The organism is Sphingobium fluviale (genome assembly GCF_004122115.1).
Taxonomy (GTDB): Bacteria; Pseudomonadota; Alphaproteobacteria; order Sphingomonadales; family Sphingomonadaceae; genus Sphingobium; species Sphingobium fluviale.
On the sequence record NZ_SBKP01000005.1, the window covers coordinates 1 to 12,585 of the forward strand.

11 protein-coding genes are annotated in these 12,585 nt (G+C 56.5%); 7 read left to right on the forward strand and 4 right to left on the reverse strand.

Annotated elements, in window-relative coordinates; all coding sequences use genetic code 11:
- Positions 1-146 precede the first annotated feature (146 nt).
- The 4 genes from EQG66_RS06560 to EQG66_RS06575 all read left to right on the forward strand — a co-directional run bounded on the left by EQG66_RS06560 (position 147) and on the right by EQG66_RS06575 (position 3,332).
- Positions 147-914: a hypothetical protein gene (locus EQG66_RS06560; RefSeq protein ID WP_129403800.1), complete on the forward strand. Its 768-nt coding sequence runs from the start codon at positions 147-149 to the stop codon at positions 912-914.
- A gap of 241 nt (positions 915-1,155) precedes the next feature.
- The gene (locus EQG66_RS06565) at positions 1,156-1,878 is read left to right on the forward strand and encodes a recombinase family protein (RefSeq protein ID WP_129403801.1); all 723 of its coding nucleotides are present in this window, start codon (positions 1,156-1,158) and stop codon (positions 1,876-1,878) included.
- Entirely contained in the window at positions 1,875-2,513 is a 639-nt protein-coding gene (locus EQG66_RS06570; protein ID WP_129403802.1) for a hypothetical protein, read from the forward strand. The genes EQG66_RS06565 and EQG66_RS06570 overlap by 4 nt, the downstream gene beginning before the upstream one ends.
- A 99-nt stretch (positions 2,514-2,612) precedes the next feature.
- Positions 2,613-3,332: a DUF4236 domain-containing protein gene (locus EQG66_RS06575; protein ID WP_129403803.1), complete on the forward strand. Its 720-nt coding sequence runs from the start codon at positions 2,613-2,615 to the stop codon at positions 3,330-3,332.
- 120 nt (positions 3,333-3,452) lie between these two features.
- Here EQG66_RS06575 and tnpC read toward each other — a convergent pair whose 3' ends face one another.
- From tnpC to tnpA, 3 genes are read right to left on the reverse strand one after another with little or no spacing between them, the layout of a single operon-like run.
- Positions 3,453-5,042 (reverse strand): IS66 family transposase, encoded by a 1,590-nt coding sequence (tnpC, locus tag EQG66_RS06580; protein WP_425470230.1) that lies wholly within the window; start codon positions 5,040-5,042, stop codon positions 3,453-3,455.
- Between the two features lie 24 nt (positions 5,043-5,066).
- Positions 5,067-5,414: an IS66 family insertion sequence element accessory protein TnpB gene (gene tnpB / locus EQG66_RS06585; RefSeq protein WP_009823147.1), complete on the reverse strand. Its 348-nt coding sequence runs from the start codon at positions 5,412-5,414 to the stop codon at positions 5,067-5,069.
- Positions 5,411-5,794: an IS66-like element accessory protein TnpA gene (gene tnpA / locus EQG66_RS06590; RefSeq protein ID WP_065846414.1), complete on the reverse strand. Its 384-nt coding sequence runs from the start codon at positions 5,792-5,794 to the stop codon at positions 5,411-5,413. The genes tnpB and tnpA overlap by 4 nt, the downstream gene beginning before the upstream one ends.
- A gap of 333 nt (positions 5,795-6,127) precedes the next feature.
- Here tnpA and EQG66_RS06595 point away from each other — a divergent pair, with 333 nt between their 5' ends.
- Both EQG66_RS06595 and EQG66_RS06600 read left to right on the forward strand, forming a co-directional pair.
- Positions 6,128-7,267, forward strand: coding sequence for a hypothetical protein (locus tag EQG66_RS06595; protein WP_129403804.1), 1,140 nt, complete (start codon positions 6,128-6,130; stop codon positions 7,265-7,267).
- A 17-nt stretch (positions 7,268-7,284) separates the two neighbouring features.
- Positions 7,285-8,409, forward strand: coding sequence for a hypothetical protein (locus EQG66_RS06600; protein WP_129403805.1), 1,125 nt, complete (start codon positions 7,285-7,287; stop codon positions 8,407-8,409).
- Between the two features lie 146 nt (positions 8,410-8,555).
- On the opposite strand, the gene EQG66_RS06605 is transcribed toward EQG66_RS06600, so the two are convergent.
- Positions 8,556-9,818, reverse strand: a complete 1,263-nt coding sequence (locus EQG66_RS06605) for a hypothetical protein (RefSeq protein WP_129403806.1) — start codon at positions 9,816-9,818, stop codon at positions 8,556-8,558.
- A gap of 786 nt (positions 9,819-10,604) precedes the next feature.
- Between EQG66_RS06605 and EQG66_RS06610 the strand changes: the two genes are divergently transcribed.
- Positions 10,605-12,551 carry a ribonucleoside-diphosphate reductase subunit alpha gene (locus tag EQG66_RS06610; protein ID WP_181951788.1) on the forward strand — a complete coding sequence of 649 codons (1,947 nt, stop codon included), beginning with the start codon at positions 10,605-10,607 and terminating at the stop codon, positions 12,549-12,551.
- The last annotated feature ends 34 nt before the right edge of the window (positions 12,552-12,585 follow it).

The window sequence follows — 12,585 nt, forward strand, 5'->3', positions numbered from 1 at the left end:
AAATGCCACCGCGTGAGTGGTCCATGGCCAAGGCTCAGTTCGCCGTGATCTTCGGCGAGCGCTTCATCAGAGCCATGGCGGCGTAATGTTCAACCGCCCGCCCACACACGGAAATCCTGACAGTCCCCCTGCAAGGCGACATTCGGGTGAGCGCGACAGAAATAACAAGCGCGCCGACTAAGGATCAGGCTGCCGCGCCAGTGACTGAGCATGTTACAGCTGCGTATACTCCGGCTGCATCTATACCTCTCACACTCCACCCAGATAAATATCAGCTCCGCGAGCTGTCGGCTCAAGAGTTGACGGCTAACGCATCCGTCTGGATGGCGGCGGCGGCGGTGCTCACTTTAGTGATCACGTCCCTCGGCACCTTTTTTATCTGGGGACAAGTCCGACTTACCCGCAAAGCCGTGGAAGAGGCTGTCGCCGGAACCGAAGCCACTCGAGAAGCGAATGCTATCGCTCGCCAGACAGGAGAAGCTCAGGTCCGTTGCTACCTCTCGCCAAAGGAGGTGCAATTCTGCATAGACAATCTCGCCATCCCGCATGTTCGTATGAACTTCCTCAATTCAGGGCAATCACCGGCACGCAATTTCCGCTGGGTGTTCCAAGTTCGAGTGAAGGTGATGCCAGATGGCTGGGACTGGGAAAATCAGCCCAGAGAGCCGGGCGGTGGCCGTGACATTCCCGCCCAGCAGGAGGAGACAGTTGAGTTGGCCATCGTCGACGAGAAGCCAATTTCGCAAGGCAATTTGTCTGACCTTCTGCTCGAGCCGGAGGCACGTATCACTGTAAGCATCAAGGCCATTTGGGATGACGTATTCGGAACCGAATGGAGCGAGACATGGCTGTTTCAGGCAACTGCCGCGACTGGTGTTGACGTATACGTGGCGATGTTTCCTGACTTTACCTAAAAGGCATAACACCCCTGACCAGCAACTACGCACTTTAACTCCAGCATCTTGGTGCCATGTGCAGCCGAATATATCCGAGTATACTCATTCGCCTCAGCCCCACCGTTACGGGCATATACCATAGACCTGAACCCCGACCATAAGCGCATTAAGCAATAAAAAATATAACATAATTTCAATTCTTTACATTACACATTGCCACGTTATCATCACTAAGTGTTGGTATAGAGTTCGATATTTCATGCGTCAGGCAAAGTATTTTGGTAAATTCGAAGAGTATTCAGAGGCGATTGGCTACGTCCGTGTTTCGACTTCAAAGCAAGGGCGCTCCGGGCTTGGGCTAGAAGCGCAGCGTGAAGCGATCAGTCAGTTTGCTGAACGTGAGTGCATAACGATAATCGAGTGCTTCGAGGAGGTGGAAACGGGAAAAGGCTGGGATGCCCTAGATCGGCGTCCCGTTCTTCGGGAAGCGTTGGCAAAGGCCAAGCAGCGACAATGCCCGATAATCGTTTCCAAGCTGGATCGCCTTTCGCGTGATGTGCATTTCATCTCCGGGCTGATGGCGCAAAGGGTGCCGTTCATGGTTGCCGAGCTGGGCGCAGACACAGACCCGTTCCTGCTGCATCTGTTTGCGGCGCTGGCCGAGAAGGAGAGGGCGCTGATATCGCAGCGAACCAAAGATGCCTTGGCGCGCAAGATCGCTGCTGGCGTCCCATTGGGCAACAGGACCAATCTTGCAGAGGCGCAGCGGCTGGGGGCGGCGGCGAACATCAGAGCAGCTCGTCAATTCTCTGCAACAGTTGCACCCGTTATCGAGCAGCTCCGCAGGTCTGGAACCGGCACATTGTCCGGTATTGCATCAGGGCTTGAGCGATTGGGCATTCGGACGGCTCGCGGGGGCACATGGACGCCAATGCAAGTAAAGCGTGTGATGGCCTATGCCGAGCAGAACGATCTCGCATGAGCTGTCGCCGCAATCGAGTTACGCCAGACGGGGATATCATCGCCATACCTGCTCGCGGGCGGCTGATGGGCAATCGCGGTCGCCTGGTGGATCAGTGCGGCGAGATAGTGCGGCATTTCGAGCGGGAGCGTTGGATCAGTTGCGTATTGGATGAGGTGCATGGCGGGCCGGTCGCTATGGACAACCCCAACAGCTATACACCTCTGTTCTTTACCGACGATGCCGTTGCGCTGGCCGCAGGTCATCGCCCCTGTGGGCAGTGTCGTCAGGACGATTATGGGCGCTTCCTCGCCGCATGGAAACGGATGCAGGGCATCTCAGGCCACATCCGTGTCTATTCCGAGGAAATGGACGCCAATCTCCATGCGCGCCGGATGCGCTGGAGAAGTGGGCGCGATCAGCGCGCCATTCCGTTCGATCAGATACCATCCGGTGCATTCTTCCGGTCAGATCGAATATCGCCGCATCCTCTGCTTTACTGGGCAGGGCGGTTGTGGCCGTGGGCAGAGGGCGCTTATCTTGCCCCGTTAGATGTGGCTGATAGCTATGGCCATGTCGGCGGGCCATGGCATTTCAGTTGGAAAATAATAGCGCATGGCGGAATGGATTGGCGGGCGTTCGGACCACAATTATAGTTATCAAACCTGAGCAATAAACATTCGATTGAGTTTGACGCCTTCTCGACTTTTATAGTTTTGCAATTTAATCCCGCATTCGACGGGGGATCAAAGCGTATGGGTTTTCGATTTAGGAAATCGGTAAAAATCCTTCCCGGCTTCAGGATCAATCTCAGCAAATCTGGCGTAAGCACATCGCTTGGTCGTCCCGGCGCAACCGTTAATATCAGCAAGCGCGGAACGCGTTACACGACAGGTTTGCCGGGGACGGGACTTTCATATTCTGCGCTTGCTCCAAAACGAAGCGAGGGTGAAATCACATCGTCAGGTAGCTCTGGTAAGCCACAATCCGCCAAGACCGGTTGTGGCTGCGTCATTCTCCTACTGGTAGCTATCGTGACAATCGGTCAGTGCTCTTCCACGCCTGATAAGCATGATGCTGCGCTACCTTTTGCCTCTGGCGCTGCAATGAAATTCGGTAATGGCGACACCGTCTATGTCACAGCATCTCAGCTCAATGCGCGTGACGAACCGTCAGCTTCTGCAAAGATAGTAACCAGCTTGCCCTCAGGCGCATCTGTGCAGGTAATTGATCGGTCAGGGGAATGGCTCAAGATCATGCAAGACGGTGCAATACTGTGGATAGCAGCACAGCATGTTTCTTCTGAAAAACCTTCGATCCGCGAAACGCTTTCAACGACGGCTCCGTTAGCGCTGCCGACCCGTAGTAACGATGATCGATCAACAAGCGGGCATTCTGGGTTTGGAAAGCAGTGCAAGAAAGGAAAGCCTTGCGGAAATGCTTGTATTTCTCGTAATCGGGTTTGTCATAAATGACTGAAGCACGTGATTACGTTGCACTTAATCGCTTCCGTTTCGAGGGTGCCACGCATCCATCCTTCTATAGAGCATCATATAGCGTAGGATACATAGTAAGCGTGGGCTGGAGGCCGCAGATCAGGCGGCTGCGGCGATCGATTGCTGATCTGGCCGCCAGTTCCAGGGCAGAAGTTCATCCCAGCGGGCAACAGGCCAGTCGCCAGCGATCTTGGCGATGACGTCAGCGATATAGGCCTGTGGTTCGAGGCCATTGAGCTTTGCGGTTTCGATGACGGAATAGATGGCGGCGGCGCGATCGCCGCCGGCCTTTGACCCGGCGAACAGCCAGTTTTTACGGCCCAAGGCCACGCACCGCATGGCGCGCTCCGCGATGTTGTTGTCGATTTCCAGGCGGCCATCGTCGAGGAAGCGCGTGAGCGCGACCCAGCGCTTGCGGCCATAGGCGATCGCCTTGGCCATCTCGGACTTGGGCGAGAGACGGCGCAGGGCATCGTCGAGTGCCTGGCGCAGCTTGTCGATCAATGGCTGGGTGCGGTCCTGCCGGCTTCTTCGTCGGATCTCGGGTTGCTGGCCTCGAACCTCTGCCTCGATCTCATAGAGCTGGCCGACGCGTTCCAGCAGATCAGTGGTAAGCGGCGTCGGCTTGGTGGCGTGGATGTCGAATATCTTGCGCCGGAAATGCGCCCAGCAGGCGACCTCGGTGACGCGGTTGGTGTCGTAGAGCTTGTCGTATCCCGCATAGCCATCGGCCTGCAGATAGCCGCTGAAGCTGGCCAGCTGCCGCTGGGGATGGGCGCCGGTCCGATCGGTGGTGAACTCATACCAGACCAGCGAGGGAGTGGTGGCTCCGGAACCGCGATCATCGACGGCGTAGGCCCAGAGCCTGCCAGTCGCCGTCTTGCCGCGTCCCGGATCAAGCATGGGAACCGGCGTATCGTCGGTATGGATCTTCGCGGCGGTCAGGCCGACCTCGCGGATGCGACTGATGATCGGGTCGAGCAGCACGGATGCTTGCCCGACCCATCCTGCGAGCGTCGAGCGGTCGATCTCGATGCCCTGCGCAGCCATGATCTCAGCCTGGCGGTACAGCGGTAGATGATGGTCGAACTTGGAGACGACAACGTGGGCCAGCGTGCCGAAGGTCGCCTTGCCCCGGGCAATGGCTTTTACCGGCGCGGGTGCCTGCACGATCTTCTCGCAGGACCGGCAGCTATACTTGGGCCGGATGGTCCGAACGACACGCCATTGCACCGGCACGGCATCCAGCATCTCGTCGCTATCCTGCCCCAGAGGCCGCAGCGCGCCACCGCAGCCCGGACAGGTGCAGTTGCCCTGCTCGGGCTCAATCCGCTGTTCCTCCCGCGGCAGATGGGCAGGCAGCGCACGAACGGGCGATGGCCGATCGATGGCTACCGGCTCGCCTCGGCGCGCGGCGGTGACGATGGCTTCGCCTTCCAGTTCCTCAAGCGCCAGCTCAAGCTGAGCGATCTGGGCGTCGAGCTTCTCGGACGACTTGCCAAACTGCATCCGCTTGAGGCGCGCGATCTGCACGCGCAGCGTGTCGATCAGGATGTCACGAGCAGAAATATCGGCGTGGGCGGCCGCCAAAGCAGCTTCGAGCTCGGCGATCCGAGCGTCTTTGTCAGCTGTGGAAAGGCCTGCGTCCGACACCGCGATCCTATAGCGGAACAGCGGCCGCAATGCCAGAAAAAGCGCCGGAAAATGGGCGTTTTATCCCGCGAGTGATGGGGTAAAAGTGCGCTCCGGCCGCCGCCAGTCGATGCCTTCCAATAGCATGGAAAGCTGGGCCGCGGTCATCACCACCGACCCGGCCTTGGTCGATGGCCACACGAACCGGCCCCGGTCCATCCGCTTGGAAAACAGGCACATGCCCTGGCCGTCATACCAAAGCAGCTTCACCAGATCGCCTCGCTTTCCGCGAAAGGCGAACAGCGCGCCGGAATGCGGGCTTTGCTCCAGAACCTGCTGCGTCATCACGGCAAGGCCGTCAAAACCCTTGCGCATGTCTGTCGCGCCGCAGGCCAGGAATATCCGCGTCGATGGCGGCAGCGGGATCATCGCGTCAGGATGCCGATCACCCGCGACAGGGCATCAGCATCGACCGTGGTATCCACGCTTACCCTGATACCCGACGGCAACTCGATCCCGATCACGCCGCCGCTGCGCGCCGCGACCGTTGGGGCGGGCAAGGCTAGCTGCTCGCTGATCTGCACCTCCGCAAAAACAGGCTCGATCGGCGTGCGCACCCCGGTCAGTTCGCCGGACATCGCCTGTCGCCGCCATGTGTAGATCGAGCCGCTGCCGACATCATGGCGTTCACAGGCCGCGCGCACACAGCCCTCCGGGCCGAATGCATCCCGCAGCACGGCCAGCTTCTGCTCCACCGTCCAGCGCCGCCGGCCCGACACCCGGCTAATGACCTCTATCCGACTACTCATACGACCGCTCGTATGAGTAGTCGCTGCACCGCTCGCTGAATCCTCAATCTCGTCCGACACCGGCCACCCCCGCTCAAAGAGGGGCAATCATCCCGGCAAATGGCCGGCCCGCAAGGCGGCCGTCAGAATTCGCTTACGATACATAAGCATGCAGACAGCATACTGATGGCATCACACCCACCTTCAGCACAGCCAAACATAAGATATCGATCACACACTGGCTTAAAACCCTATGATATAAGTCGATCTGCTGAGTTTCTATTCCCTGCGGGGGAAGGACGTCACGACAGGGTTAAGCTGCGTGTCGCAGTGCGGATAGCGATCCCATCGAACATGAGTTCAAATGGGTATTGCCAGCTTATAAATAGTCAGGACGGCACAGGCCCAGACATAATCAGGGCACGGCAGCGCGATAGCCGCCAAATCAAGATCAGCACTATTAGCGAGCAATGGCTCTTCAATCTGCACGGGAAATTGTGGAGGCAAACTAACGCAACAATGTTAGACGGCGCGCTTGATCTTGAAATCAATCCCACGCGGTTTCTAGCGTATCAGGATGCCCCTTACGCGGCAGAGCTGATGCAACTACCGACATTAGAAGTCATGCACCGTGCGGCAGATCGACGTATTCACCTCCAACACGCCACTCTGGATACTGAGGACAACATTCTGGTTGGCACTCTGCATCTCGGAGGCGAGCTGTTTTCCCAGCGTTCAGCGGATTGGCAAAGAAGCCTCATCGGTTATTTGAGCCATGTGCAGCAATGTTGCGTGAATGTGTTGGCACCGCCCGGTAGTGATGCAGAGATCATCGGGTTCGAGATCAGAAGCGTTAGACAGGTCGAGTGCTACTGGGAGCTTCGTGCAGAGCAAGCGCCCCTCATACTGCGGGATATGTCAATCGCCGTCCGGTCAAGTGATCCAGAAGCCGAGATACATTACCTTATTGGTGCTGCTGCCAATGCCAGTTGGCTTAAGATCGAACTGACCAAAAAAATTCATCTGGTGATCTATGCGAAGTGCATGGACCGGCTACGCTTCGAAGTTCGCTATATAGATGGCATTCAAGGCGAGCTTGAGGCATTCCATTGCAACGTAGCAAGCCCTATGCTTCAGCGATTGATGGACATTCGAATAGGTGCAGCCGCCCGTGTTCAACGTTTTTGGCGCGATTATGCGGAAAGATTGACACCTCAATTCGGGGCGCAGCAGATCATCGACTTCATTGCCAGCTTCAACGAAATTGCACCTGTTGCAGTGAGACACGAGTTGCTGACCTTGTTGGCCGCCAACCGCGCACTCATAGCTAATGACGAGGCAGGTATTGTCACAAATGAGCTATGCGAAGCACTGCGCCGAGCAGGAATATTGGAACGCTCCCGGCACCGGCAAAGAGGACGTATATATCGCATGGCACGGAGATACCGTGCTGTCTTTCAGCAGATGTTTGGCGGGGATGATATTGTAACGTGATAAGGAGAGGGGCGGGGATGAAGCTCATAAGTGCAGACAGAAAGCGGCGGTTGGCCTCAAAGGCACGTAGGCTTGGCTGGGTGGCGATGGTTCCAATAGCTGGTGCGATTGGGTTACTAGCTGCACCCGCGCCATCGAGCATGTATTTTCCCGAGCAGAGGACATGCCCCATCGGCGGCGAGAAGTTCGAGTTCATGGGATTAATGAGCATATCGACATGGGGTGCCTTGCCGGATGGCATGCCCATCGGTTCTGGCTATTTCCCTACAGACCTTCCGCAATGTCCGCGCAACGGCCTAGTCATGTATCGTGATTTCAATGCCGATGAGTTGAAGAAACTGAAAGTGGTCATTGAAAGTCGCGAATATCGCAAGTTGCGGGATAAGGGCAGTCCAAAACATTATCTCGCCTTCCAACTGGCGAAAGCGCTCGGAGACGAGGATGCGCCGTGGCTATTGCTGAGCGCGACGTGGCAGGCAAAGAATGAGAACCCGAAAGATGCCCGTGTGAATGCTTATAACGAGGAATTTGCGTCGCTCGTTCAAGCGCTTCCAATCAGTGCAACCTCTTTCAATTCCATCGCGCTGCGTGCTCGTGCTGCCAATGCGCTGCGTGAAATCGGACACTTTAGTGAGGCCGACAACCTCCGCAGATCAATTGTCATTGCTCCAGACGCGGGCAGTGGCGAGAGTGACGCCGATGAAAACCGAAAGGGGTGGGCTGAGTTTCTTGTGCTTCTGGCTGGGCCGATCGCACGGCAGGACAGGAGCCGCTCACCGATCGATATGATGAGTGAGCGATCGGCGGCATTCCGATGCCTATCAGAGGAGTTGGCGACCACGGGCATGCAGGGATCATCCGAACCCTTGTCACCATTCGAGAGAGATTATTGTGCCTCGCCAAAATTAACCGATGCCATTGCGGAGGTGCGGCGGAATATCCGCCAAAGTTCCGAGGATGTGAAGGAATATGACGGAGTGGTAGGTAACGCATACAACCCCGGCACCACGAACGACTTGGAGGCAGCTGAAAAGGCAATGAACGCAGCAATGAATGAAGCGCGGGCCGAGGAAGTGGCTAGGGTGGAAGCAGCTGCGCGTAATGTGATGGAGGCTGCGGACAGAGCCGCAAAAGCTCAATAGTGATCAACCACTGGTAAAGAGGCCGATGTCAGTTTTCTCTGCAACAGTTTCACAGGTCCGTATTGTTGACCTATCGCTCATGAGAATTTTATTAAGGTATTGATTATAGGTGTTAAATTTTTATTGGGTCGTATCGAACACACTTTTTACACCCCCTTCAGCCAGTCGAAATGTGCACTGATTAAGTAGTTTGCTGTTTCGCATATACAATCTCGGTGAGGCAGTATGGCCACCTCTTCGGTTCTAACCACAGTCCCGTCCACATCTCGGCAGAATGGGCAATCAGGGTTCAATGTGCTGTATTTGAACCCGTCAAGATGATCGCTCAGGTTGGTTGAGAGTTTGCACAATGTAGCCTGTTTGAAGCGGTTTTCCGAGAACATTGCGCGCAGAAGCGTCTTTTCATGCGCAACGAGAGGGCACTCACGACCTACCTCTGTTAACTCGTCAAGGGCCTTACGAGAGAGGAAGCCGTTTGCGCGAACGCCCAAAGCTTTCTTCTCCTCTTTGGATAGCTGCACACCATTTTTGCGGTAGGCAGTAGTAATAGCGCGGGGGTGGTCTGTCATCCCGCCTTCCATGAGTGATATTATGGTAGGGATGGCATCCGGCGTCAGGTAATTAAGGCGCATCACCGCTTCATGAGCCGCTTCATACCTGATGTTTTCCGCTGTTAGCAGAGGCTTTGTATCTGAAAATTTGCCACTGTGCTCCAATTGAATGTTGGTCTCACCGGCTTGGTGTCGCTTTAGAGCCTGTTTTTTCAGCTTCAGCGCTGCCTCATTGATTTCCGTGACTTGGGTAGATGTGAGTGTCGCATCATTCCCGCATACAACGCAAAGACGGGTTTGATCGAGTGCGTCGAAGGGGACATCAAGCTGCGCCCCACAATCACAAGCGATGCTGATATTTTCAAAAGTGACCTTCGGTTTCTCAGTTTGAACTGATGATACCAATACAGCCTCGGCGACTGGTTCCTGAATGTTAGCTGGCTCCAAGCGCTCTAATAATTTGAGGACGGCTTTTCCAATTTTTCTTCCTTCATTGCGTCCGCGATGGTCATGGTAAAGGCGGCCAATTTGAAGTTCCGTTTCGCTATTAACGCCAACATGCACGGCATCAATTTTTGCCCGCCGAAATGTCGTGACAGCTTCGTTTAGGGCGTCTTGTGCGGTGCCCGTGACAATATGCTCAGCATGAATGTTGCCGCTCTGACGGAAGAGAGTGACCCTGTAGATGCCAAAGGGTGCTAGTTTCAACATATGTCGCAACTGATCGAGATATACTGTTCGGTCGTCATTTGGATCATTCAACCGCCTATGGCTTTCCTCCATCGCCCACCAACTGACTAACAGGAGCGCAAGGATTGCAGGGCCGAAGATGATCCATTCAACCGTCTTGGCGTCCATTCGTCACCCTCCTGCGCCGATATATATGTGGTAGCGGATCATAAGCGACAGCATTGTGAGATTGCTAGCCTTAGTGTGCCGCACCATTGTGCGCTGCCACTGATATTATGAAAGTCGAAGCTGACATAACAGGTTGCCAGAGATACGGTTGTATGATACAAAAATCATGAAAACAGCTTTGTATCGATCCATTTAAATATCTGAAAATAAAACATAATGGAAGAATGGCGTATAGTCCCACCCTCTCCGCCATCATTTGTCTGCGCGATGCCGCTCGCCAACCCATCGATCGAATGTACAGGATGGTAGGCATCGGCAGGGCACCCTCACACCGTGGCGCCCGATGCGGCAGTGTGGCTGGACAGCAAAAATCACCCTGCTCGTCTAACGGGTATAATCGCCCAAATTTATTTTCATTCGCGCTCCGTTCTCTTGCCTTTTGCGCAAGCCAGCTTTTCCCGCGCGTCGCTGCATTGCACATATGCCTTTTGTCGATGAACCGAATCCCGGCAGCGACGAACCGAGTCCCTGAATTGTCATTTACCCTCTTGCATCGTTCAGCCGCTGTGGCACTATCCCTAGTGTAGGGACACTGGGGGTCACGCAACAGATTGTGGTTTGAAAACGCCGGAGATTTCGGCGAATGGCTCTTTTTGCGCCGTTTTTCGAGCCATTAGCTGCGTGAAAACCCATGCCCAGAATGTCAAAAGAGTGTAGGGTGAATTCTTTAACCCGGCACCCTTGACCGAATCGAACAGACAGTGAACACTTGAGGGGCGGCAATAGATGGATTTCAGAGATGGCGAGCAAGTGAGCGCAGGCGATATGGCAGTGATGGAAATGGAGCGGCCCGAAGCGGCCAAGGCAGAACCCAAGGCGACCGAGGCCACCAATGCCCCGGCCAAGGAGGCGGTGCCCGACTCGAAGAGCGTCGCGGTGCGTCGGTTCGATGTCGTGACCGATCCTTCGCGCGATGCGCTGCTCACCGATTTCGGCAAGGAGACGCTGAAGGACCGCTATCTCCTCCCCGGAGAGAGCTATCAGGATCTGTTCGCCCGCGTCGCCTCCGCCTATGCCGACGACGCAGATCACGCCCAGCGCATCTATGACTATATCAGCCGCCTGTGGTTCATGCCCGCAACGCCCGTCCTCTCCAACGGCGGCACCGGGCGCGGCCTGCCGATCTCGTGCTATCTCAACAGCGTGGACGACAGCCTGGAGGGCATCGTCAACACCTGGAACGAGAATGTGTGGCTCGCCTCGCGCGGCGGCGGCATCGGCACCTATTGGGGCAATGTGCGCGGCATCGGCGAGCCGGTGGGCTTGAATGGCAAGACGAGCGGTATCATCCCGTTCGTGCGGGTGATGGACAGCCTCACGCTCGCGATTTCCCAAGGCTCGCTGCGCCGTGGCTCGGCCGCCTGCTATATCGACATCTCCCACCCGGAGATCGAGGAGTTCCTCGAAATCCGCAAGCCGTCGGGCGATTTCAACCGCAAGGCGCTCAATCTCCACCATGGCGTGCTCATCACCGATGCCTTCATGGAGGCGGTGCGCGATGGCGCGGAGTTTGCGCTCACTTCGCCCAAGGATGGCTCTGTGCGCGCCACGGTCGATGCGCGCGCGCTGTTCCAGAAGCTGGTCGAGACGCGTCTCGCCACCGGCGAACCCTATATCGTCTTCTCCGATCAGGTGAACCGGATGATGCCAAAGCATCACCGTGACCTTGGCCTCAAGGTCTCCACCTCCAACCTCTGCTCGGAAATTACCCTGCCCACGGGTCGCGATCATCTGGGCAATGACCGCACGGCGGTGTGTTGCCTCTCCTCGCTCAACCTCGAAACATGGGATGAGTGGAAGGACGACAAGCAGTTCGTGGAAGACGTGATGCGCTTCCTCGACAATGTGTTGCAGGACTATATCGACCGCGCACCGGATGAGATGGCCCGCGCCAAATATAGCGCGGAGCGCGAGCGCTCGGTCGGCCTTGGCGTCATGGGCTTTCACAGCTTCCTGCAGGCGCGGCTCATCCCGTTTGAAAGCGCGATGGCGAAAAGCTGGAACCTCAAGATATTCAAGCACATTTCAGCCAAGGTCAACGAAGCCTCGATGATGCTGGCGCAGGAGCGCGGCCCGTGCCCCGATGCTGCCGACATGGGCGTGATGGAGCGGTTTAGCTGCAAGATGGCGATCGCGCCGACCGCGTCTATCAGCATCATCTGCGGCGGCACATCCGCCTGCATCGAGCCGATCCCGGCGAATATCTATACGCACAAGACGCTGTCGGGCAGCTTCTCGATCAAGAACCCCTATCTCGAAAAGCTGCTGGTCGAGAAGGCGAAGGACAGCACCAACGTCTGGAACTCGATTCTGGAGCGCGGCGGCTCGGTCCAGCATCTCGATTTCCTGAGCCAGGAGGAAAAGGACGCGTTCAAGACCAGCTTCGAGATCGACCAGCGCTGGCTGCTCGAACTCGCGGCGGACCGCACGCCCTATATCGATCAGGCGCAGTCGCTGAACCTGTTCATCCCGGCCGATGTCGAGAAATGGGATCTGCTGATGCTCCACTTCCGCGCGTGGGAGCTGGGCATCAAGTCGCTCTATTATCTCCGCTCCAAATCGGTCCAGCGCGCGGGCTTCGCCGGCGGCGTCGAGGCGGACAATACGGCGGAAGCGCCCAAATTCGAAATCGGCGAGAGCACCGACTATGACGAATGTCTGGCGTGTCAGTGATCGTCGGCCAGTGATACCCGGACAGGCCTAGCCA